Source organism: Brevundimonas sp. (assembly GCF_036405315.1).
GTDB lineage: Bacteria > Pseudomonadota > Alphaproteobacteria > Caulobacterales > Caulobacteraceae > Brevundimonas.
This window is the reverse complement of record NZ_DASWXW010000196.1, coordinates 1-23,366: the sequence shown is the minus strand read 5'-3', so window position 1 is coordinate 23,366 and position 23,366 is coordinate 1. Positions and strand designations below refer to the sequence as shown.

Annotated in this window: 18 protein-coding genes; 7 read left to right on the top strand and 11 right to left on the bottom strand. The window is 66.8% G+C overall.

Annotated features, from left to right (window positions below):
• Positions 1 to 527: isoprenylcysteine carboxyl methyltransferase family protein (locus VGE49_RS12210; RefSeq protein WP_331034818.1), on the top strand; the 527-nt coding region annotated here is incomplete at its 5' end.
• Here the strand turns inward: VGE49_RS12210 and VGE49_RS12205 are convergent.
• Positions 524 to 1,228 carry a TetR/AcrR family transcriptional regulator gene (locus tag VGE49_RS12205; protein WP_331034817.1) on the bottom strand — a complete coding sequence of 235 codons (705 nt, stop codon included), beginning with the start codon at positions 1,226 to 1,228 and terminating at the stop codon, positions 524 to 526. The two genes, VGE49_RS12210 and VGE49_RS12205, sit on opposite strands and share 4 nt — an antisense overlap.
• Entirely contained in the window at positions 1,225 to 2,748 is a 1,524-nt protein-coding gene (locus tag VGE49_RS12200) for a carboxylesterase/lipase family protein (RefSeq protein ID WP_331034816.1), read from the bottom strand. The genes VGE49_RS12205 and VGE49_RS12200 overlap by 4 nt, the downstream gene beginning before the upstream one ends.
• 209 nt (positions 2,749 to 2,957) lie before the next feature.
• Here VGE49_RS12200 and VGE49_RS12195 point away from each other — a divergent pair, with 209 nt between their 5' ends.
• A complete protein-coding gene (locus VGE49_RS12195) occupies positions 2,958 to 5,189 on the top strand; it encodes a TonB-dependent receptor (RefSeq protein ID WP_331034815.1) in 2,232 nt (743 codons plus the stop codon).
• Positions 5,190 to 5,271: 82 nt separating this feature from the next.
• On the opposite strand, the gene VGE49_RS12190 is transcribed toward VGE49_RS12195, so the two are convergent.
• Positions 5,272 to 5,676, bottom strand: a complete 405-nt coding sequence (locus VGE49_RS12190; RefSeq protein ID WP_331034814.1) for a hypothetical protein — start codon at positions 5,674 to 5,676, stop codon at positions 5,272 to 5,274.
• 176 nt (positions 5,677 to 5,852) lie between these two features.
• On the opposite strand from VGE49_RS12190, the gene VGE49_RS12185 reads away from it, so the two are divergent.
• The 5 genes from VGE49_RS12185 to VGE49_RS12165 all read left to right on the top strand — a co-directional run bounded on the left by VGE49_RS12185 (position 5,853) and on the right by VGE49_RS12165 (position 16,096).
• A complete protein-coding gene (locus VGE49_RS12185; protein ID WP_331034813.1) occupies positions 5,853 to 8,372 on the top strand; it encodes a TonB-dependent receptor in 2,520 nt (839 codons plus the stop codon).
• 11 nt (positions 8,373 to 8,383) lie between these two features.
• Positions 8,384 to 10,075, top strand: coding sequence for an alkaline phosphatase D family protein (locus VGE49_RS12180; RefSeq protein WP_331034812.1), 1,692 nt, complete (start codon positions 8,384 to 8,386; stop codon positions 10,073 to 10,075).
• 408 nt (positions 10,076 to 10,483) lie between these two features.
• Positions 10,484 to 11,266, top strand: coding sequence for an ImuA family protein (locus VGE49_RS12175; RefSeq protein ID WP_331034811.1), 783 nt, complete (start codon positions 10,484 to 10,486; stop codon positions 11,264 to 11,266).
• A complete protein-coding gene (locus tag VGE49_RS12170) occupies positions 11,163 to 12,713 on the top strand; it encodes a Y-family DNA polymerase (protein ID WP_331034810.1) in 1,551 nt (516 codons plus the stop codon). The genes VGE49_RS12175 and VGE49_RS12170 overlap by 104 nt, the downstream gene beginning before the upstream one ends.
• Positions 12,710 to 16,096, top strand: a complete 3,387-nt coding sequence (locus tag VGE49_RS12165; protein WP_331034809.1) for an error-prone DNA polymerase — start codon at positions 12,710 to 12,712, stop codon at positions 16,094 to 16,096. The genes VGE49_RS12170 and VGE49_RS12165 overlap by 4 nt, the downstream gene beginning before the upstream one ends.
• Before the next feature lie 5 nt (positions 16,097 to 16,101).
• Here the strand turns inward: VGE49_RS12165 and gcvA are convergent, their stop codons facing one another.
• The 8 genes from gcvA to VGE49_RS12125 form a co-directional block, all read right to left on the bottom strand.
• Entirely contained in the window at positions 16,102 to 17,052 is a 951-nt protein-coding gene (gcvA, locus tag VGE49_RS12160; RefSeq protein ID WP_331034808.1) for a transcriptional regulator GcvA, read from the bottom strand.
• A complete protein-coding gene (locus tag VGE49_RS12155; RefSeq protein ID WP_331034807.1) occupies positions 17,049 to 18,053 on the bottom strand; it encodes a cysteine synthase A in 1,005 nt (334 codons plus the stop codon). The genes gcvA and VGE49_RS12155 overlap by 4 nt, the downstream gene beginning before the upstream one ends.
• Before the next feature lie 67 nt (positions 18,054 to 18,120).
• Entirely contained in the window at positions 18,121 to 19,527 is a 1,407-nt protein-coding gene (gene lpdA, locus VGE49_RS12150; RefSeq protein WP_331034806.1) for a dihydrolipoyl dehydrogenase, read from the bottom strand.
• Between the two features lie 2 nt (positions 19,528 to 19,529).
• A complete protein-coding gene (locus VGE49_RS12145; protein ID WP_331034805.1) occupies positions 19,530 to 20,009 on the bottom strand; it encodes a glutathione peroxidase in 480 nt (159 codons plus the stop codon).
• A gap of 71 nt (positions 20,010 to 20,080) precedes the next feature.
• Positions 20,081 to 21,373 carry a pyruvate dehydrogenase complex dihydrolipoamide acetyltransferase gene (locus tag VGE49_RS12140; RefSeq protein ID WP_331034804.1) on the bottom strand — a complete coding sequence of 431 codons (1,293 nt, stop codon included), beginning with the start codon at positions 21,371 to 21,373 and terminating at the stop codon, positions 20,081 to 20,083.
• Positions 21,370 to 21,678, bottom strand: a complete 309-nt coding sequence (locus VGE49_RS12135; protein ID WP_331034803.1) for a DUF5076 domain-containing protein — start codon at positions 21,676 to 21,678, stop codon at positions 21,370 to 21,372. Before VGE49_RS12135 ends, VGE49_RS12140 begins: the two co-directional genes overlap by 4 nt.
• Positions 21,678 to 21,995 (bottom strand): DUF5076 domain-containing protein, encoded by a 318-nt coding sequence (locus VGE49_RS12130; protein ID WP_331034802.1) that lies wholly within the window; start codon positions 21,993 to 21,995, stop codon positions 21,678 to 21,680. Before VGE49_RS12130 ends, VGE49_RS12135 begins: the two co-directional genes overlap by 1 nt.
• The gene (locus tag VGE49_RS12125; RefSeq protein ID WP_331034801.1) at positions 21,992 to 23,332 is read right to left on the bottom strand and encodes a pyruvate dehydrogenase complex E1 component subunit beta; all 1,341 of its coding nucleotides are present in this window, start codon (positions 23,330 to 23,332) and stop codon (positions 21,992 to 21,994) included. Before VGE49_RS12125 ends, VGE49_RS12130 begins: the two co-directional genes overlap by 4 nt.
• Between the last annotated feature and the right edge of the window lie 34 nt (positions 23,333 to 23,366).

The following is a 23,366-nucleotide window of genomic DNA, read 5'->3' as shown; positions in this document are numbered from 1 at the left end:
TTTACCGCCAGCGCCGTGAGCCTGAACGCGACGTGATCCTGTCCGTCGTCATCCTGAGCCTGGTCACGGCGCAGCGTGTCGGCGAGTTGGTGCTGGCTCGGCGGAACACGAGGCGGCTGCTGGCGCGTGGCGCGGTCGAGGCCGGCGCCGGCCATTATCCCTTTATCGTGGCGCTTCACGCCGCCTGGCTGATTGGCCTGTGGCTTCTGGCCTGGGATCGGTCGTTGAACCTCTGGTTTCTGGCGATCTTCATCGGGCTGCAGGCGGCGCGCGTCTGGGTCATCGCGAGCCTGGGCGATCGCTGGACGACGCGGATCATCACCCTGCCGGGCGAACCGTTGATCCGGCGCGGCCCCTATAGGTTCGTGTCGCACCCGAACTACCTGGTGGTAGCGGCTGAAATTCTTGTCCTGCCGCTCGCCTTCGGACTGGCGTGGTTCGCCCTGATCTTCAGTCTTCTCAACATTGCGATGATGGCCGTCAGGATCAGCAGCGAGGCGCAGGCGCTGAAGGCTGCGCCTCGTTAGCTCCGACGGATAGCCTCGAACCCGCCGGTGAAGACGGCCTCCATGGCGTCGCAGATGGCCGCCATTTCCGACGACTTGCACAGGCCGCCGGACAGGACGTCGATACGGCCGGTCTGGGCCAGCGACAGGGTCAGCGACCCTGACAGCAGATGATAGAACCAGTAGATCTGCCGCTCGGGCGTTTCCGGGGCGATCCGCTTCAGCACCCCGATGAAGCGTTCGATCACCGGGTCGAAATGTTGGTGCATGGTGTCGCCGCCCCAGGCCGGGGTGTTGTTCACCTGGGCCACCAGCGCCGCGTAGTTCAGCCAGGTCTTGTCGCCCTTATCGAACAGGACGAACAGCGGACGCAGGAAGGCGTCGATGGCCCCGCGCACCGTCATGGCGTCGCCGTGCTCGGCCTCATAGCGGTCCAGGCTGTCGAGACGCAGCCTGTTCACCACCTCGGCGCGGCGGCCGAAGACGGTCGAGAACAGCCGGTTCTTGTCGTCGAAATAATAGTGCAGCAGGGCCGTATCGACGCCCGCCTCCTTGGCCACGGCCTTCAGGGTGACGCCGTGCAGGCCGTCGCGCGCGAACAGGGCCTCGGCCACGTCGAGGATGCGGGTCGTCGTCTCCTCGCGGCGCTGGGCCTTGGGCTTGGGCGGGGCCTTGGCTTTCGCCGCCGCCTTGGGGCGCAGCTTGGTTTCGGTGACGGTCATCGACGCAGTCTAGCCGAGAACAGCAGGCGCAGGCGATCCCGCGTCCGTAACAGCAGGACCAGCAGCCTGCCCTTGCGGTCATGATGATCCAGCGCCGCCTTCCACCAGCCGCGCCGCACCTCGCCGCCGGGGCGGTCGCCGAACACCATCCAGGCGTCGTCGGCCGGGACATAGGCGGGCCAGTCGTCGCCGGGGACGCCGGTCCTGGCGAAATCGACCCAGCGGGCGTGCATGGCGGCGCTGACCATGCGGTCGGCTTCGGTCGCGGGCGGGGCGCCGTCGGGGCGATGGTCCAGGGTCTGGAAGACGTGGAAGATCTCGGCGGCGTGGTTGGCGCGCGGCATGGTCTCGCGCCGGGCTTCCTCCACATAGTCAAAGGCGTAGAGCCACGCTTTCGACTTGCGTGGACGCGACGCCACCCAGCGCGCCGGGGCGGCGAAGGCGAAGTCGCGGAAGCCGAGGCGGATCAGCTGTTCCTCATCACCGTTCGCCTCGGGATAGAGGGCGGCCAGCTTGGCGTTCGGCTTGATCAACTGGCCGAAGCGTTTCAGCCCGCCGCCGTAGTTGAGCAGGGAATCCTCGCCGCTGTTGACCCCGATCATCAGAGGCACATCGGCGAAGTCGCCGCGCGCGAAGGCGCTGATCGGGTCGCGGTCCAGCAACCGTCCGTCGATGACGGGACCAAAGGCGCCTTCGATCGCTGTCAGATGCTCGGGCGCGACGGCGCGCAGGGCGGCGGCGTCGGGATTAGTCAGGCCGAGCGCGGTTGCAATTGCCGCGCCGCGCTCTTGGGCGTTCTTCAGCGGCGTGGCGGGCAGCCAGCCGCCGCCCGACTGGACGACGGCCTTGTGGAACAGGCCGCGCGCCCGCTTGGCCGTCATCAGGGCCAGTATGTCGAGGCCCCCGGCTGATTCGCCGAACAGGGTGACGTTGGCGGGATCGCCGCCGAAGGCCGCGACATGGTCGCGGACCCATTCCAGTGCCGCGATCTGATCCAACAGGCCCTGGTTGCCCAGCGGCTCATTCGGAGCGGCTTCGGTCGTCAGGGCCGGGTGGGCGAAGAAGCCGAGCTGGCCCAGGCGATAGTTGACGCTGACCAGAACTACGCCGTCGCGAGCGAAGGCCGCGCCGTCGTAGAAGGGCAGGGAGCCGGCCCCCATCCGGTTCGACCCGCCGTGCAGCCAGACCATGACCGGCGCCGGACAGGTCGTCTCGGCGGGCGCCCAGACATTCAGAGTCAGGCAGTCTTCGCCGGTCGGCTCGGGCGCGCCGCCGATGGCGACGATGTCGGCCACGTCGGCGGGACCGGCCTGGAGCGCGGAGGGGCCGAACGCCGTCGCCTCGCGCACGCCGTTCCAGGTGGGAAAGGGCTGCGGCGCCCGCCAGCGCATATCGCCGACCGGGGCGGCGGCGTAGGGCACCCCGCGGAACACGTTAGCCGGACCTTCGCGACGGCCGCGCAGGTCGCCGGACGGAGTGTGTGCGACGGGCTGCGTCGCGGCGCGGTTGATCTGATCCATGTTCCGTCCCTCGACGTCTTCCCTGGGGCGCGATCTTCGCCGCGCTCGTTCATTTGAGAATGAACAACGCTCGCTCAGCTGTCGAGCCGCTTCGTGAAACATCATTCATGCAAGAATGAATGATGTTGACAGCGGGGCCGTTCACGGATCACCGTCGCTCCAACACAGATCAGCGGCGACCAACGACCGCGCGTGGAGAGGAAACGAGAATGCGAACGACAGGACAGTTGCGTCTGGCGCTGATGACCAGCGTCTTCATTGCGGCCCCGCTGTGCGCGACGCCGGCCTTCGCCCAGCAGGCGCTGACCGAACAGGTGTCCAGCGTCGATGAGATCGTCGTCACCGCGCGCCGTCGCGAGGAGAGCCTGAAGGACGTGCCGGTCGCCGTCACCGCCGTCAGCAGCGAACGTCTGGAACAGACCGGCGCCGCCGACATCACCACCCTGCAGCAGCAGACGCCGAACGCCACGGTCCAGGTCGCGCGCGGCACCAACTCGACCCTGACCAGCTTCATTCGCGGCGTGGGCCAGCAGGACCCCTTGTGGGGCTTCGAGCCCGGCGTCGGGCTCTATGTCGACGACGTCTACGTGGCCCGCCCGCAAGGCGCGGTGTTGGACATCTTCGACATCGAACGGCTGGAAGTCCTGCGCGGCCCCCAGGGCACCCTCTATGGCCGCAACACGATCGGCGGGGCGATCAAATACGTCACCAAGCGTCTGGGCCAGGACCCCGAAATGACGCTGAAGGGCTCCTACGGCAGCTATAATCAGGTGGATCTGATCGCCTCGGGTTCAGCGCCGATCACCGACACCTTGCGCGTCGGCGGCGCCGTCGCCCGCTACACCCGCGACGGCTATGGGACCAATCTGACCACGGGCGCCGAACACTACAACAAGGACGTCACCGCCGCCCGCCTGAGCGTCGAATGGACGCCGACCGAGGATCTGTTCTTCCGTCTGGCGGGGGATGTCACCCAGGATGATTCCAACGCCCGTCACGGCTATCGCCTCAAGGCGCCGATGACCGACGGCATTTATGACACCCGCGCCGGCATCGGCGACGAGGGCGACGTGCGGACGCGCGGCCTGTCCTTCACCGGCGAGTGGAACGCCAGCGACGTCCTGACCTTCAAGTCGATCACCGCCTGGCGCGACGGCGACACCAAGGGCTCAGGCATCGATTTCGACGGCCTGCCGCAGCCCATTCTCGACATTCCCGGCTACTATGCCGACAGCCAGTTCACTCAGGAATTCCAGGCCCTGTTCGAAGGCGAGCGTTGGCAGGGCGTGGCCGGCGTCTTCTACATGGACGCCTCGGCCGAGGGGGCCTTCGATACGGTGATCGGCCTGTATCCGCTGGTGCCGCCCGGTTTCAAACCCGGCCTGACGACCTTCACCGGCGGCAAGGTGGACACTCGTAGCTTCGCCGTCTTCGCCGACTTCAGCTACGACCTGACCGACCAGCTGTCGCTGTCGGTCGGCGGTCGCTGGACCCAGGACAAGAAGAGCGTCGACCAACTGCGTCAGAACTACCTGGGCATCAAGAGCCCCTTCTTCGGCAACAACACCGCCGTGGCCGCTGGGCCGCCTTCGACCGATTACACCAACTCGGACACCTATTCGGAATTCACGCCGCGGGTCAGCGCCAGCTACAAGTTCACGCCGGAACTGACCGGCTATGTCTCCTACGGACGCGGCTTCAAGTCCGGCGGGTTCGACATGCGTGGCGACGCCAAGCTCTATCCCGAGACCATCAACGGCTATCAACCCGAACTGGTCGACACCTATGAGATCGGGCTGAAGGGTTCGCTGCTGGATCGCCGGGTCAACTTCGCCACGGCCCTGTTCAAGTCGGACTACACCGACCAGCAGATCACCTCGCAGTTCTTCATCCCGCCGGCCTCGGTCGTCAGCTTCGTCGACAACGCCGGTTCCAGCGAGATCTGGGGCTGGGAGCTGGAGGCCAGCGCGCGGATCACCGACAGCTTCGTCCCGCGTCTGACGCTGGGCTACCTGGACGCCAAGTTCAACGACTTCGTCACCTTCAATCCGCTGACCGGCAAGCGCGAGAACATGGCGGACCAGCGCCAATTCCAGAACACGCCGGATTGGACCGCCAATATCGCGCTGCCTTACAGCGTCGATCTGGGCGATCGCGGCTCGGTCATCTTCACGCCGACGGCCTCGTATCGCGGCGCGACGCAGATGTTCGAGACGGCGATCCCGCTGCTCGATCAGGGCGCCTACTGGCTCTATGACGCCACCTTGATGTGGACTGCGCCGGACGCCCGCTACCGCGTCAGCCTGGCGGGCCGCAACCTGTCGGACGAACGCTATCGCGCCGGCGGCTACAACTTCCCCGGCGCGCTGACGGGCGATTCCGTCATCGGCTTCTATGGTGCGCCCCGCACGGTGACGTTGAGCGTGACGGCGAACTTCTAAATGGGCGCTGGTCGAGACAGCCCCCTTCCGCGAGGACGCCGGTTCTCGGGGAAGGGGGCTTTTTCAATCGGCTGAGAATGACCTAGTCGTCGTCCCCATCGGGGGCGTCCACCGCGCTGGCGACCAGGTCGCGCCAAGTCGGATCGGTATCGTCCACCAGATCGACATCGTCCATCAGGGCCACCGCCGCGCTGCCGTCAGGCAGGATCAGGCCGAGAACCTCCATGGTCTCGCCATCGGAACCGACGTGCGCTTCGGCCTGAACGGCCACCGCCGCCTGTTCGCCGTCATCCTCCCACCAGATGAGCGGCTGGGGCAGATCCATGTCGAGCGTCCAGGACTCCTCGGTGTCGCCAAGCGCGAACACCGCCTTGCGCGCCTGAACGTCCTCCAGCGTCGCTACTGCACCCGTGAAGGGGATCAGACGCGACCAGTCATCGACGTCGAAGCCGCCGCCGTCTTCCTCGTATTCGTCATGGTCGGTCATGCGCGGCTCCTCGATCTGGCCGACGTCTCTAGCGCCGGTCAGATCAAAAGTAACGCGTCGTTCCGTGATGGTTTGTCTCGGAGCAGACGCGCCAGCTTCACCGTGTCTTGGCGTCACCGTCGCCGGTCCGACACCGACGCCCACTACGGCTTCCTCGACGTTCAAAGGGGGATGCGATGATGAAGTCCGTGGGGAACAAGGCCGGTTTGCTGGCGGGCGCGGCTGCTTTGAGCCTGATGGGCGGGACGGCCCATGCGCAGAGCGCGGCTCAGGACCATGTCTCGACGGTGGACGACGTCATCGTCACCGCCCAGCTGCGCGCTCAGGATCCCGTCGAGGTGCCCTTCGCCCTGACGGCCTACAGCGGTGAGTTCCTCGAGAACCTGGGCGTTCAGGAGTTCGAGCAGCTGTCGGCCTTCGTGCCGGGCTTCCTGGTGCAGAACCAGTCGCCGAACAATCCGGGTTTCGTGATGCGCGGCATCACCTCGGACTCGGGCGCGGCCACGGCCGAGCCGCGCGTATCGGTGTTCCAGGACGGGGTGTCGATCTCCAAGTCGCGCGGGTCCTACGTCGAGCTGTTCGATCTGGAGCGCGTCGAAATCGCCAAGGGGCCGCAGTCGACCCTCTATGGCCGCGGCGCCCTGATCGGGGCTGTCAACCTGGTGCAGAACCGCGCCCGTCCGGGCCAGTTCGACGCCCAGATGCGGGCCGAGGCCGGGGACTATGGCTATCGCTCCGTCGAAGGCTTCGTGAACGCCCCGGTGGGCGAGGACGCGGCCCTGCGTCTGGCCACGCGGATGAAGACCCGCGACGGTTCGGTCGAGAACCTGCTGGGCGGCGAAGACTACAACGGCATCGAGACCAAGGCCTTCCGCCTGTCGGGCGCCTGGACCCCGACCGACAGCCTGCGCGCCGACCTGATCGCCAACTATCAGACGGACGCCGCCACCGGCACCTCGTTCAAGTCCATCGCCTATGCTCCGGCTGACCCGACGACGGGCGCCGTGCTGGGCGGACGCGCGCCGTGGGAAGGCGCGGCCCTGACGCCGGGCGCCGCCTTCGACGGCGGCAAGAGCCTGGGCCTGGACCGCGAGGTCTGGGGCGTGACGGGTCTGGTGAAGTGGACGCTGACGCCGTCGCTGTCGCTGAATTCGACCACGGCCTATCGCCAGTTCGACTCCTATGAAACCTTTGACGCCGACGGCCTGTCGCTGCCGCTGCTGACGGCGGCCGAAGACGCCCACGGCGAGCAGTGGAGCCAGGAGTTCCGACTGAACTGGGACAATGGCGGCCGTCTGTCGGGCTTCGCCGGCGCCGGCTGGTTCCGCGAGGAGGGCTATCAGCGCACCCCGACCCAGTTCGACGAGCGCATCGCCCTGGTTCAGCTGGCCGGGCTGCTGGACGGCTCGCCGACGACGGTCGGTCACAACACCCTGCCGCTCTCGGCCTATCCGACGGTGGCGCGTCAGTTCCTTCAGGCGACGCTGACGCCGCTGGGGGCAGGGGCCCTGGCCGCCCCGATCGCGGGCAATCTGAAGTCGGCCCATATCGAAATTCCGATCAACAGCGCCGAATTGACCTCCTACGATCTGTTCGCTGATCTGACCTTCAAGGCCACCGACCGGCTCGAGTTCGCCGGCGGGGTTCGCTACACCCGCGACGACAAGACCACGGGCTACGCCAGTTCGGTCGCCAACGGCCGCTCGATCGCGGGCGGGCTGCTGGCCGTGCTGCAAGGCGCAGTCCCTGCCGCCCAGGTTCCGGCCCTGCTGGGCGGTTTGGCCAATCCGAACGCGGTCAACCTGCCGGCCTCGGTCCTGCCGCTGTTCGGCTTGACGGCGCAGCCGACCGCCAACAACGGCGACTTCGTCTACGGGGATCACGAGGATGACGGCTTCACCTGGCGTCTGAACGCACGCTACGCCCTGTCGGACGACGCCAGCCTCTACGCCAACTATGCGCGGGGCCGTCGTCCAGAGGTGCTGAGCGTCAGCGGCCCGTCCGCGCCGTTGGGCGCGCCGACCTTCAAGGTCATCGAAGCTGAGACGGTCGACAGCTTCGAGGTCGGGGCCAAGGCGGCGCTGATGGACGGCCGTCTGCGGCTGGACGGCGCTGTCTTCCACTACGCCTACGACAACTTCCAGACGACCGTTCAGGAAGGCACCCGCTTCATCACGACCAATGCGGGCGAAGCCAGCGCCTATGGCTTCGAGGGTCAGGTTTTCTGGGCGGCGGCCGATAACTTCGACCTGTTCGGCACTTACGGCTACAATCACTCGCGCTTCGAGGCAGGCCTGTATGACAGCAATCGTTTCCGCCTGTCGCCGGACCACATGGCCTCGATCGGCGCCGTCTGGCGCCTGCCGGTGGCGGGCGGAACCGTCGAGGTGCAGCCAACCTATACCTGGCAGTCCAAGGTCTTCTTCGACGACAACAACGACATTCCGGCGCTGCAGACCCAGAACTTCGTCGCCGACACAGCCCAGGATGAATATCAGGACAGCTACGGCTTGCTGAACCTGCGGGTGCGCTACGCCCCGGCCTCCGGAAACTGGGGCCTTGAGGCCTTCGGCGAGAACCTGCTGGACGAGGAATATATCAAGGACGCCGGCAATACGGGCGACGCGCTCGGCCTGCCGACCTTCATCGCTGGACGCCCCGCCAGCTACGGCGTGGCCTTCACCGTCCGCTACTGAGGGCCAGGCGCATGACCATGAATCGTCGCGGCCTTCTGGGCCTGTTCGGGGCCGGGGCCGCCGTCAGCGCGACCCCGACGATGGCGGAGGCGGCTTCGGTCGCCTTCGTCCACGGCGTCGCCTCGGGCGATCCGGCGACGGACCGGGTGATCCTGTGGACGCGCGTGACGCCGGGGGAGGGCTTCAATGGCCCGGTGTCCGTGACGTGGCGCGTGCTGGAAGGCGAGGGGGATCGCGTCGTCATCTCGGGCCGGTTCGAGACGGGACCGGAACGCGACTATACGGTGAAGATCGACGCTGCGGGGCTGCGCCCCGGTCGCGACTATCGTTACGACTTCGCCGTGGGCGAGGCTCGCTCGCCGGTCGGGCGCGCCCGCACCCTGGCGGCCGAGGGCGTGGCGCCGGTCAATCTGGCGGTCGTGTCGTGTCAGCTTTATCCCGGCGGTCTGTTCAACGTCTATGAGGCGGTCGCCGCCTTGCCGTCGCTAAACGCCGTGGTGCATCTGGGCGACTACATCTACGAGTATGGGGCCGAGGCGGACGCCTATGGCATGGTCAGCGGCGCCGCTCTGAACCGCATCCCCGAACCGCGCCACGAGATCGTGACCCTGGCCGACTACCGAACCCGACACGCCCAGTACAAGACCGACGCCGACCTGCAGGCCGCCCACGCCCGCGCGCCCTTCATCTGCGTCTGGGACGACCACGAGACCGCCAACGACGCCTGGCTGCACGGGGCCGAGAACCATCAGCCTGAGAGCGAAGGCGACTTCGCCGTGCGCAAGGCGGCGGCGCTGAAGGCCTATTACGAATGGATGCCGATCCGCGAGGCCGCGCCCGGCGCGCTGAAGGAGGCGATCCACCGCAGCTTCCACTTCGGCGACCTGGTCAGCCTGATGATGGTCGAGACGCGTCTGACCGGCCGCACCGAGCCGCTGGACTACGCCAAGGACCTGACCGCCAAGGACGGGCCCGACGGCGAGCCGGTGCTGGACCTCGACGCCTTCCGCGCCAGGCTGAACGACCCCGCGCGCGATCTGATGGGACCAGAGCAACGCGACTGGCTGACGCGGGAACTGTCGGCGTCCAAGGCTGCCGGCCGTCCCTGGCAGGTGCTGGGCAATCAGGTCGTCACCGCCCGCGTGGTCGGACCCGACGTCTCGCGCACCATGACGCCCGAGCAGATCGAGGGCCTGATGGCCCGCGTGCCTGAGGCCTTTCGCGAGCAGTTCGAGCAGGCCCTGTTCCTGTTCAAGATGGGCCTGCCGTTCAACCTCGACGCCTGGGACGGCTATCCGGCGGGCCGCGAGCGTCTTTACGCCGCCTTCGCCGAGGCGGAGGTCCAGCCCATCGTCCTGGCCGGCGACAGCCACGCCTTCTGGGTCAACGAACTGAAGGACGCGAGCGGCGCCCGTCGCGCGGTCGAGTTCGGAACCAGCGCCGTCTCCAGCCCTTCGATCGGCGACGCCATCGGCGACGCCATCGGCGGCTTCCCGTTGGGCGAAGCTCTGATGCAGGCCAACGACGAGGTGGTCTTCTGCGACCAATCCGCCAAGGGCTTCATCCTGCTGACGCTGAGCGCGGACAAGGCCGAGGCAGCGCTGATGCAGGTCTCGACTCTCTTCGCCAAGCCGTTCGAGGTTTCGCCGCTAAAGCGCTTCAGCCTTCTTCGGACTGGGGGGCTGCGGGAAGAAGATCTGTGAGCCGACGCGAGCCGGCGGGAGCCGGAAACTCGCGTTGGCGACTTTATTTCAAATTATCGCCTAAGATATATTATGCGAAATAGCAATAGTGCAGAATGCGGCAGTCACTGTCAGTGTTCCAGGTTCTTGAGACTCTGGGCCTGAGTGAGGGTTTGGTTCCGGGTTCGTTGGACTCCGGTTCCAGGTTCGTTGGACTCAGGCGCTAAGCGGCTTCCGCATTCGCGCTTTCCAGCACATGGCTGACAGCGGTGAAAACTAGCTCATTCGGCGTCACCCGTCGACCGAGCGCCGCATCCCGAACGGTACGCCGCCTGCGCCCAGGCTGAGCCAGCCGCGACAAGCCTGCGCCCCTGTTTGTTTTTTCTGCTGCCTTGACATCGGGTGGTCTGGAAGCGGCATATAGAACAAATGGAGAACATTGAATCTCGTTCGGACCGGCTGGCCGCCCTGAAAAAGCGGTTGCAGACTCTCGACCGGCGCTCAGAGCCAATGCTGTGCGCCGGTCCGCCAGCCGCTTCCGGAAACATCCCTGTCGATATCTCCCTTCAGGCCCTGCACGACCTTTATGCCGCAGCCCCCGCCGACGCCGTGACGGTCAATGCCTTTGGACTGGGGCTGGCGCTGCGGGCGGCGGCGGGACGGCCCATCGTCTGGGCCCTGCATGAGATGATGGAACAAGAGGCCGGGCGGCCGCACGGATCGGGTCTGCACGAAATGGGGGTGTCGCCGCGCGATCTTCTGCTGGTGCGGGCGCGCGACGCGCCGACCTTGCTGGCGGTCGGCGAAGAGGCCCTGCGCAGCCCCGCCGTGGGGGCGGTGCTGCTGAGCGTCTGGGGCGAGGCCAGGGCCTTCAGTCTGACGGCTAGCCGCCGGCTGGCGTTGGCGGCCGAGACCGGCGGCAGAACCCTGTTTCTGGCGCGGGCGGGGGCGGCCCCCTGCCCCAGCGCGGCCGAAACCCGCTGGTCGGTCGCATCTTACGCTTCGGAGCCTCTGGAAGGCGGAGCGCCGGGGCGGCCGTCTTTTTCCGCGACCCTGCTGCGGCGGCGCGGCGGCGGGGGAACCGGAACCTGGATCATGGAGTGGGATCGTGAACAGCGAACCTTCCGCGCACCGGCGCCGCTATCTGGCGGTCTGGTTTCCGTGGCTGCCCAGCGATCGACTGCGGCGACAGGAACACGACGCGCCGCCTGATGCGCCGCCTGTCGTCCTGGTCGAAAAGGTCAAGGGCGCGCTGCGGCTGGCCGCGGTTGATCCGGCGGCGGCGCGGGCGGGACTGACGCCCGGCCTGACTCTGGCCGACGCGCGGGCGCGCACGCCGGCCCTGCGCGTCGTCGCCCATCAGCCCGACGCCGACGACGCCCTGCTGGCGCGGGCGCTGGAGGATTTCGGCCGCTTCACCCCCATGATCGCGCTCGACCCGCCGCACGGCCTGATGCTGGACGTGACCGGCTGCGCTCACCTGTTCGGCGGCGAGGCGGGGTTGCTGCAGACCGTCCAGACCCGCGCTGAACGCGCGGGGCTTAAGTCTCGCAGCAGCCTGGCCGGAACGCCCCAGGTCGCGCGCGCCCTGGCCCGCTTCGGTCCCGGCGGCCTGTTCGAACCGGGTCAGGACCGCGCCCCCGCACGCCGCCTGCCAGTCGCCGCCCTGGAGCTGTCGGACAAGGAGGAACAGGCCCTGCGCCGCGCCGGGCTGAAGCGTCTGGGCGATCTGGACGACCGGCCGCGCGCGCCCTTGGCCGCCCGTTTCGGCGTCGATTTTCCCGCCCGGCTGGCGCGGGTTCTGGGCGACGAGGACATGCGCATCACCCCGCATAGGCCGCCCGCTCCCGTGGTTGTCGACCGTGTCTTCTTCGAGCCGGTCTCTGCGCCCGAGGATATCGAGCGCGTCCTGTGTGACCTGCTGATCGAGACCATGGATCGGCTGGATCAGGTCGGTCAGGGCGGGCGCGCCTTCGAGGCCGGCTTTTATCGCGTGGACGGCGAGACGCGCCGGATCGTCGTCCGCACCGGCCGCCCGACGCGCGACGCGCCTGCGACCCTGCGGCTGTTTCGCGAGCGGATGGCGGCCCTGTCTCATCCGCTGGACCCCGGCTTCGGCTTCGATCAGGTGCGCATGTCGGTTCCCTGGACCCAGACCCTGGCGCCGACCCAGCAAGGGCTGGGGCGCGAGACGTCGGGCGAGGAGGCGTTCAGCCGCCTGGTCGACCGTCTGACGGCGCGGCTGGGCGCCGACGCGGTGCTGCGCTTCACGCCCTTCGCCTCGCACATCCCTGAACGCGCCGCACGGCTGGTCCCGACCTCGGCCCGTCATGGCGACGAGACCTGGCCTGACCTCGATCCCGACGATCCGCCCTTGCGTCCCCTGCAGATGTTCGACCCGCCCCAGCCGGTCGAAACCTTGGCCGAGGTGCCCGACGGCTATCCCCTGAAGTTCCGCTGGCGCCGCGTCCTGCACGAGGTGACGCGTGCCGAAGGTCCCGAACGGATCGGCGGCGAATGGTGGCGCGCCCCGGACCAGCGCACCCGCGACTATTACCGGGTCGAGGATCGAGAGGGCCGCCGCTTCTGGCTGTTCCGCCAGGGCCTTTATGGCGAGACGCCCGAACCGCGCTGGTTCATCCACGGCCTGTTCGCATGAGCGCCCTCGACCCTTGCGGCGACTACGCCGAGCTGGCCGCGGCGAGCCATTTTTCCTTCCTGCGCGGCGCCTCGCATCCCGGCGACATGGTCCTGGCCGCCATTCTGCGTGGTCAGGCCGGGCTGGGACTGGCGGACCGCAACACGCTAGCGGGCGTGGTGCGAGCCTGGACCGCCCTGAATGAAATTCGCAAACACGGCATGCTGCCGGGACGTCGCGTGCGGATCGGAGGAAGCCCCGGCGAGTTCGCCTTCATCGAGCGGACCATGAACGATCCCGCCCTGATCAAGATGGTCAAGGCGAGAGCAGTGGCGTTTCGCCTGATCCTCGGCGCGCGGCTGGTTTTCAACGACGGCACGCCTGACATTCTCGCCTATCCGGAAACCCGTGCGGGTTGGGGGCGGCTGACCCGCCTGCTGACTCTCGGCAATCGTCGGGCGATCAAGGGACAGTGCGAGATCGGCCTGCCCGACCTGCTGACCGATCCCGAAGGCCTGCTGCTCATCGTCATGCCGCCGAAGCAACTGACGGAGGTCGGCACAGTGCTGACCCGCATCATAGACGCGGCGCCCGGTGCGGCCTGGCTGGCGGCCACGATGCACAGGCGCGGAGACGACCATCGCCGGCTGGTTCGGTTGAAGGATCTGGCGGCCACGACCGGGCTTCCGCTGATCGCGACCAACGACGTCCTCTATCATTCGACCGAAGAGCGCGACCTGCAGGATGTCATGACCTGTATCCGCGAGGGCGTCACGATCGAGACTGCCGGACGCCGCCTCATGAGCAACGCTGAACGCTGGTTGAAGCCCCCCGAGGAAATGGCCCGCCTGTTCCGTCATGCGCCCGAGGCCGTCGCCGAGACCACGGCCTTTCTCGACCGCGTCGCCTTCGATCTGAAGACCCTCGAATATCAGTATCCGGAAGAGCCGGTTCCGCCCGGCTGGCAGGCTCAGGCCTGGCTGGAAGACCGGGTCTGGATCCATGCGGATCAACGCTACCCCGACGGCGTGCCGGACAAGGTTAGGGCGCTTCTGGAAAAGGAGCTAAGGTTTATCGCAGCCAAGAAATTTGCTCATTATTTCTTGACGATTTACGACATTATTCGCGTAGCGCGTGATATGCGCATCCTATGTCAGGGGCGAGGCTCCGCCGCCAACTCCGCCGTCTGCTATGTGCTGGGGATCACCTCTGTCGATCCTGCGACCAGCGATGTTCTGTTCGAGCGTTTCCTGTCCGACGACCGCGACGAACCGCCCGATATCGACGTCGATTTCGAGCACGCGCGGCGCGAAGAGATCATCCAGCACCTCTATCAACGCTATGGCCGAGAGCGCGCCGGCATCGCCGCCACGGTCATCCACTTTCGACCCCGCAGCGCCATCCGAGAGGTCGGCAAGGCGCTGGGCCTGACCGAGGACGTCACCGCCCGTCTGGCCTCCAGCCAATGGGGAAGCTGGGGCACGGAGATCGGCGACCATCACATCCGTCAAGCTGGCCTGGACCCGGCCAATCAGATGATCCGACGGGCGGTCATGATGGCGACGCGGCTGCTCGACACGCCGCGTCACCTGTCCCAGCACGTCGGCGGCTTCATCCTGACCCAGAACCGGCTGGATGAGTTGGTCCCCATCGGCAACGCGGCCATGCCCGACCGCACCTTCATCGAATGGGACAAGGACGACATCGACGCCCTGCGCCTGATGAAGGTCGATGTGCTGGCGCTCGGCATGCTGACCTGCATCCGCAAGGCCTTCGACCTGCTGAAGCAGCATGCCGGGCTTGAGGTGGAGATGCATGATCTCAAGCCGACTGATCCCGCCGTCTACGACATGCTGTGCCGGGGACAGTCCATCGGCGTTTTCCAAGTCGAAAGCCGGGCCCAGATCAACATGCTGCCTCGCTTGAAGCCGCGGGAGATCTACGACCTCGTCATCCAGGTCGCCATAGTCCGGCCCGGCCCGATCCAGGGCGATATGGTCCACCCCTATCTGCGCCGCAGGAACGGGGTGGAGGAACCCGACTACGCCTCGCCAGCCGACCCCGATAAAAAGGACGAGCTGAAAGACGTCCTCAAGAAGACCCTCGGCGTCCCCCTGTTCCAGGAACAGGCCATGAAAGTCGCCATGGTCGCGGCCGAGTTCACCGACGCCGAGGCCAACGGCCTGCGCAAGGCCATGGGCACGTTCCGGGGCGACGGGACACTGCACACCTATGAAGGCCGGTTCGTCGGGCGAATGATCGAGCGCGGCTATCCGCCCGCTTTCGCGCAGCGTTGTTTCGAACAAATCAAGGGCTTCGGCTCCTACGGCTTCCCCGAGAGCCACGCGGCCAGTTTCGCGCAGTTGGTCTATGTCTCGTCGTGGATCAAGCACCACCATCCGGCGGTCTTCGCCTGCGCTCTGCTGAACAGTCAGCCGATGGGATTCTACGCCCCGGCCCAGATCGTGCGCGAGGCGCAGGAGATCGGCGGCGTCGAGGTGCGGCCTATCGACGTCTCGCACAGCGACTGGGACAACACGCTCGAAGGCCCGAAGGAGGTCCTGGCCCTGCGCCTGGGCCTGCGCCAGATCGACGGCTTCAAGCACGATTGGGCAGATCGCCTGTCAGCGGCGCGGGCCGAGACGCCCTTCGCCGACATCGAGACCCTGGCTCGGCGCGCCGGATTGCCCGCCGCCGCCATGCGCAAGCTGGCCGACGCCGACGCCTTCCGCTCACTGGGGCAGGACCGGCGCAAGGCCCTGTGGGCGGTGCGGCGTCTGCCTGACGATGATCCCCTGCCCCTGTTCGTCGCCGCCGAGGCGCGCTCTCGCGGCGCCCGCGAACTGGGCGCCGAACCGGACGTCCAACTGCCGCTGATGCCGCTGGGGGAGCATGTCGCCGCCGACTACCAGACCGCGCGCCTGTCGCTGAAGGCCCACCCGATGGCCATCCTGCGTCCCGTTTTCACCGCCGACAGAATCCTGACGTGCGCGGCGACCGAGGCGAAACGCGGCGGGTCCGTCGTTCAGGTCGCGGGCGTGGTTCTGGTGCGTCAGCGGCCAGGCAAGGGCAACGCCGTCTTCATCACCCTGGAGGACGAGACCGGCATCACCAACGTGGTCCTGTGGGCGCGGATGCTGGAACAGTTCCGCCGCGAGGTCATGAGCGCCCGACTGATGCAGGTGGAAGGCGTGGTCGAGAAAAGCCCCGAGGGCGTCGTTCACGTCGTCGCCCGCCGCGTCATCGACCGCACCGCCGATCTGGCCCGCCTGTCAGAGGATCACGAGACCGATATCCAGTTAGCCCGCGCCGACGTTGTCGCCCACCCGCAGCCGCCGCGCCAGCCGTCGCATCGGCATCCGCGCGACGTGCGCATCTTGCCCGGTTCCCGGGATTTCCACTGACCCGGTCAGAGGTCGTCCACCCGCTGTTCAGCCGCCTGAACCTCTGCCTTCATCCAGCGGACGAAGGCGCGCGCCGGTTCGGACACGCCGCTGCGGCGGGTCAGGACGTGATAGGCCATCTCGGTCGCCAGAGCGCCGTCGGCGAAGGGCGACACCAACCGCCCAGAGGCCAGATCTTCGGCCACGAAGGCATAGGGCGCCAAGGCCACCCCCTGACCGTGAGCGGCGGCCTCGATGGCCAGCGCCGTCTGATCGAAGCGCGGCCCGGCTGTGGCGTCGACGCCCTCGACGCCACGCGCCTTCAGCCAGGCCGCCCAGTCTGGACGCGGCTCTTCCAATTCGCCGGCGCGCAGATGGATCAGGACGTGTTGCGCCAGATCGGTCGGACGCTTCAGCCCCTTCGGTCCCGTCAGCAGGGCCGGGCTGCACACCGGGGTCACATCGGCCGACAGCAGCCGCTCGGACCGCACGCCGGAATAGTCACCTCGACCGTAGCGAACCGCCACGTCCACGCGCCCGCCGCCGACGTCAGCCAGCCGCATGTCCGCCGACATCCAGACCTCGACCTCGGGATGGCCCGCCGCAAACCGGGCGATGCGCGGGGCCAGCCACTTGGCGGCGAAGGACGGCGGCACGCTGACCGCCAGGGCGTGACGACGATCCGGCCGATACAGCAGGTCCCCTGCCCGCTTCAGATAGTCGAAGCCGTCATGCAGCAGCGGATAGAGCTCGGCCCCCAGGTCGGTCAGGGCTATCAGACGCCCTTCGCGGTGGAATAGGGGCGCGCCCGCGTGCTCCTCCAGAATGCGGATCTGCTGGCTGATGGCGCCGGGCGTGACCGACAACTCCTCTGCGGCGCGGGTGATGTTCAGCCGGCGCGCCGCGGCCTCGAACGCCTTCAGGGCGTTCAGCGGCGGGATGCGGCTCTCGACGGCGACATCCTTCTTGCGACTCATCGGCTCAGCCACTCCGGCGTCGGCAGACCGCGCGCGGTCAGGAAGGCCGGGTCATAGACCTTGCTGGCGTAACGCTGCCCGGCGTCGCACAGGACGGTGACGATGGTCTTGCCCGGTCCCAGGTCGCGCGCCATGCGGATGGCGCCGGCGATATTGACGCCGCTGGACGGCCCCAGGGACAGGCCCTCATGCTGCACCAGATCGAACAGAATGGGCAGGAATTCGGCGTCCTCGATCCGGTAGGGATGATCGACCTGGAGACCGCCCAGATTGCCGGTGATGCGATTGACGCCGATGCCCTCGGTGATCGAGGAGCCTTCGCCCTTCAGCACGCCCTCAGTGAACCAGCTGTAGAGGGCGGCGCCCGGCACATCGGCCAGACCGATGGCGATTTCGGACCTCTGTTCACGCAGGTAGGCGGCGCAACCGGCCAGGGTGCCGCCCGAGCCGACGGCGCAGATGAAGCCGTCGATATTCCCGTCCGTCTGCTTCCAGATCTCCGGCGCAGTGCCTTCGTAGTGGGCTTGGCGATTCGCCAGGTTGTCGAACTGATCGGCGTAAAAGGCGCCGTTCGGTTCGCTCTCGTTCAGTTCCTCGGCCAAACGGCGGGAATAGTGGACGAAATGGTTGGGGCTGGCGAAGGGCGCCGGATCGACCTCGATCAGGCGGGCGCCGTGCAGACGAACCGCTCGCTTCTTCTCGTCTGTCTGGCTCCGCGGCATCACGATGACGACGGGGTGGCCCAAGGCCGCGCCGACTAGGGCCAGGCCAACGCCGGTGTTGCCCGCCGTGCCTTCGACGATGACGCCGCCGGGCTTCAAGGCGCCGGACGCCCGCGCCTTGCGAGTGATGCTGAGCGCCGCGCGGTCCTTGATCGACCCGCCGACGTTCATGAACTCGGCCTTGCCCAGGATTTCGCAGCCAGTCAGCTCCGACGCGCCCTTGAGGCGCACCAAAGGTGTATTGCCGATCAGGCCGAGGACATCAGGCGCGACGATCATGGAAAATCCGAACCGTAGAGAGAGGGCGCGCCCTCTTAGCCACAGTTCAGATTTTCTAACAACCGGATCAGATGTGAATGACGCGTCCATAGGCGTCCAGAGCCGCCTCGTGCATGGCTTCGGACATGGTCGGGTGCGGATAGACGATGCCGTGGATGTCTTCCTCGGTCGCTTCCATGGTGATGGCGGTGACGTAGCCTTGGATCATCTCGGTCACTTCGTGGCCGATCATGTGAGCGCCGATCAGAGCGCCGGTCTTGGCGTCGAAGATCACCTTGACGAAGCCGTCGATCTCGCCTGCCGCCACGGCCTTGCCGTTCACGCGGAACGGGAAACGGCCGATCTTGACCTCGCGCTTGTCGGCGCGGGCGCCCTGCTCGGTGACGCCGACCGAGGCGACCTGCGGCTGGGCGTAGGTGCAGCCGGCGATCGGCGAATGGACGTTCGGGGTCTTGTAGCCGGCGATGTGCTCGGCGGCGTGGATGCCTTCATGCGACGCCTTGTGCGCAAGCCAGGGCGCGCCGGCGCAGTCGCCGATGGCGTACAAGCCCTTGACGTTGGTCTGGCAGTGGTTGTCGGTCTTGATGTGGCCGCGATCCAGTTCGACGCCCAGCGCCTCCAGGCCGATGCCGTCGGTGTTGGCGGTGATGCCGACGGCCGAGATGCAGACCTCGGCCTCCAGCGTTTCGGCCTTACCGTTCACTTCAACAGCGACCTTCACGCCCTTGGAATCCTTGGATACCTTCGTGACCTTGGCGCCCACCTTGAACTTGATGCCGCGCTTCTCGAAGGACTTCTGGGCGGCCTTGGACACTTCCTCGTCCTCGACCGGCATGATGCGGTCGACGGCTTCCACCACGGTCACTTCGGCGCCCAGGGCGCGATAGAAGCTGGCGAACTCGATGCCGATGGCGCCCGAGCCGATGACGACGAAGGTCTTGGGCAGTTTTTTCGGCGCCAGGGCGTCGCGGTAGGCCCAGATCTTGTCGCCATCGGCTTCCAGACCGATCTGCGGCAGGGCGCGGGCGCGGGCGCCGACGGCCAGCATGACCGTCTTGGCTTCGATGGCGCGCGTGCCGCCGGCCTTCAGGGCGACGACGACCTTGGGCGCTGCGGCGCCCTTCTCGAGCGTGGCCGAGCCCTCGATCACCTCGATCTTGTTCTTCTTCATCAGGAAGCCGATGCCCTTGTTCATCGTCGCCGCCACCCCGCGCGAACGCTGGATGATGGCGTCGAAGTCAAAGGAGGCGCCGGAAGCCGACAGGCCGTATTCCTTGAGGTGGCTAAGGCTCTCGAACTTCTCGCCAGACTTCAGCAGGGCCTTGGTCGGGATACAGCCCCAGTTCAGGCAGATGCCGCCCAGGTTCTCGCGCTCGACAATGGCGACCTTCTGGCCCAGCTGGCTGGCGCGGATCGCCGCGACGTAACCGCCGGGGCCCGAACCGATGACGACGAGATCGAATTCAGCAGCCATGATCAGATCAACTTCTCGATGTCGGCCTTGATGGCCGCGGGTTCAGTCTGGGGCGAATAGCGCGCGACGACGCGGCCTTCGCGGTCGGTCAGGAACTTGGTGAAGTTCCACTTGATGGCCTGGGAGCCGAGAAAGCCGCGCTTCTGCTGGGTCAGCCAGGCGTAGAGCGGGTGCCGGTTCGGCCCGTTGACCTCCACCTTGTCGAACAGGGGGAAGCTGACGTCGAAGCTAGTGGCGCAGAAGGCGGCGATTTCCGCCGCCCTGCCCGGCTCCTGCTGGCCGAACTGGTTGCAGGGAAAGCCCAGAACCTGAAACGGCGCGTCAGCGAAATCCCGGTGCAGCGTCTCCAGCCCGTCATACTGACTGGTGAAGCCGCACTTGGACGCCGTATTGACGATCAGCAGCGCCTGACCGCGATAGCGGTCGAGCGCCACGTCCGTGCCGTCGATGGCCCGTGCGGAGAAGTCGTAAACCGAGGTCATGACTTCACCCCCCTACTTTTTCAGCACATGATCTCATCCGAAAACCGCTGACACTTTTCGGGATCATGTGACTAGGCCAGCATCGCCACGGGATCTTCGATCAGCGGCTTGAACGCCTGCAGGAAGCGAGCGCCCGTCGCGCCGTCGACCACGCGGTGATCGCAGGTCAGGGTCGCGGTCATGACGGTGGCCACGGCCAGTTGCCCGTCCTTGACGACCGGACGTTGCTCGCCGGCGCCCACGCTCATGATGCAGCCCTGCGGCTCATTGATGATCGAGGTGAACTGCTTGATGCCGAACATGCCCAGGTTGGACACCGAGAAGGTGCCGCCCTGGAACTCTTCGGGCTTCAGCTTGCGTTCGCGAGCGCGCTTGGCCAGGTCCTTGGACTCGGTCGCGATCTGCGCCAAGCCCTTGGTTTCGGCCTTCTTGATGATCGGGGTGATCAGGCCGCCGTCGATCGCCACCGCCATCGAGACGTCGGCGTTGTGGTGCATGGCGATGCCTTCGGGGGTGTAGGAGGCGTTCGCCTCCGGCACCATCTTCAGGGCGAGGGCCGCAGCCTTGATGACGAAGTCGTTGACCGACACCTTGATGCCCTGCGGCTCCAGCATCCTGTTCACCTTGGCGCGAACGGCCATCAGCTGGTCGATCTCGACGTCGATGAAGAGCGGGAAGTGCGGGACGTTCTGGATGCTGTCGACCATGCGACGCGCCACGGCCTTTTTCATCCCGTCCAGCGGGATCAGGTCGTAGCTGCCGTCCGGGATGCCCATCTGGGCCAGCGACGGCGCCTGACGCGGGGCTATGCCCGTGGTCGCGGCGACGGTCGCGCTCAAAGCGGCGGGTTGAGCGGCGCCCTTGCCCGCGGTTTGGGGCGCTCCCTCGACGTCGCGCTTGACGATGCGGCCGTGCGGCCCGGTGCCCTTGATCGATGTCAGATCGACACCGTTTTGAGCCGCGATGCGACGGGCCAGGGGCGAGGCGAAGATGCGCTCGCCGCTAGCCGACTTCGGCGCGGCCGGAGCCGGAGCGATAGGCACCGCAGCCTTGGGCGCTTCAGTCTTGGCCGGAGCGGCTTCGGCCTTGGGAGCCTCCGCCTTGGCGGCGGGTGCAGCAGCCCCGCCCTCGTCCTTCAGACGGGCGATCGGGGTGTTGACCTTCACGCCTTCCGTGCCTTCGGCGACCAGGATGTCGGTGACTTCGCCTTCATCCACGGCCTCGACTTCCATCGTGGCCTTGTCGGTCTCGATCTCGGCGATCACGTCGCCGGCGGAGACCACGTCCCCGACCTTGACGTGCCACTTGGCCAGAACGCCCTCTTCCATCGTCGGCGACAGAGCCGGCATCAGAATATCGGTCATTGCGCGGGCTCCGATTGGACGGACTCGGCGGCCTTGGCGTGCGCCGCGTCCCAGCTGTCGCGGATGGCTTTGAACGCCGCAGCCTGATCGAAGCCGTGGTGTTCGGCGTAGGCATGGGAATAGTGCCAGGCCAGTTCGGCCAGGACGACGCCGATGTTGCCCGGCTCAGCCAGCGCAGGACGGATGTTCATGATCGGACCCGTGCCGTTCCACCAGACGCGGGCCAGTTCAATGACCTGATCCTCAGGGGCGTTCAGCCCTTCGGGGACCGGCAGGGAGCGTTGTTCCAGAGCGGCGGCGTCCATCAGGCGTTCCCCTTCGCTTGAACCGCAGGCTCGGCCACGGTCTGCACATTATCCGCCTTCACGACCTCGGAGAGGCCCTGAAGGATGCGGTTGTAGGCTTCACGCTCGTTATGACCGTGACGCAGGGCGTAGCCGTGCGCCATGTGCCGCGCGGCATAGGCCAGAAGCTCGCCGAACTTGATCGGGTCGTTGAAGGCGGGTTTCACCGACATGACCGGCTCGTCCTTCGACCACCACATCCGCAGGATCTCGATGGCCTGCGGATCAGCCGCGACGCTTTCGGGCGTCGTCAGCAGGAATTCCGAAGCCTCGCTCACGCCATCACCTGCTTCACGGCGGCGACGATCTTATCCACGCCCGGAAGCGACAGGACTTCCAGGTTGGCGGCGTAAGGCAGCGGCACGTCTTCCTGGTGCACGCGCAGCGGCGGCGCATCCAGATAGTCGAAGGCGTGTTCGATCACGCGGGCCACGACCTCGGCGCCGACGCCCATCGGACCCCAGCCTTCTTCGGCCGAGACCAGACGGCTGGTCTTCTTGACGCTTTCAACGATGGTTTCGTGGTCCAGCGGACGCAGGGTGCGCAGGTCGATGACCTCGGCCTCGATGCCTTCCTCAGCCAGCTTCTCAGCGGCCTGCAGGGCGAAGCCGACCATGCGGGCGTGAGCCGTGATGGTGACGTCCTTGCCTTCACGACGGACCTTGGCCTTGCCGATCGGCAGGACGTAGTCGTCGGTTTCCGGCACGTCGAACTCGGTGCCATACAGCATTTCGTGTTCGAGGAAGACGACCGGGTTCGGGTCCCGGATAGCCGCTTTCAGCAGGCCCTTTGCGTCGGCCGCGTCATAGGGCGCGATGACCTTCAGGCCCGGGATCTGGGCGTACCAGGCCGAATAGTCCTGGCTGTGCTGGGCGCCGACGCGGCTGGCCGCGCCGTTTGGACCACGGAAGACGATGTCCGCGCGGATCTGACCACCCGACATATAGAGGGTCTTGGCGGCCGAGTTGATGATGTGGTCGATCGCCTGCATGGCGAAGTTGAACGTCATGAACTCGACGATCGGCTTCAGGCCCGCCATGGCGGCGCCGACGCCGAGACCGGCGAAGCCGTGCTCGGTGATCGGGGTGTCGATCACGCGTTGGGCGCCGAATTCCTGCAGCAGGTCGCGGCTGACCTTGTAGGCGCCCTGATACTGGGCGACTTCCTCGCCCATCAGGAAGACGCGGTCGTCACGACGCATTTCCTCGGCCATGGCGTCGCGCAGGGCGTCGCGCACGGTCGTCTTGACCAACTTGGCGTCGGCCGGAATTTCCGGATCGCGCAGTTCGACCTTGGGCGCAGCCGGAGCCGCAGCAGCGGCCGGAACGGGCTCGGACTTGGGGGCTTCTGCCTTGGGCGCGGGCGCAGGCGCGCTGTCTTCACCGGCCAGACGCGCGATCGGCGTATTGACCTTCACGTTCTCGGAGCCTTCCGGCACCAGAATTTCCAGCACTTCGCCTTCATCGACGGCTTCGACTTCCATCGTCGCCTTGTCGGTTTCGATCTCAGCGATCACCTGGCCGGCCGACACGGTGTCGCCCGCCTTGATGTGCCACTTGGTCAGCGTGCCCTCTTCCATCGTGGGGGACAGCGCCGGCATCAGAATGTCGGTCACGGATCAGGCCTCCACGTAGACGTCAGTATAGAGC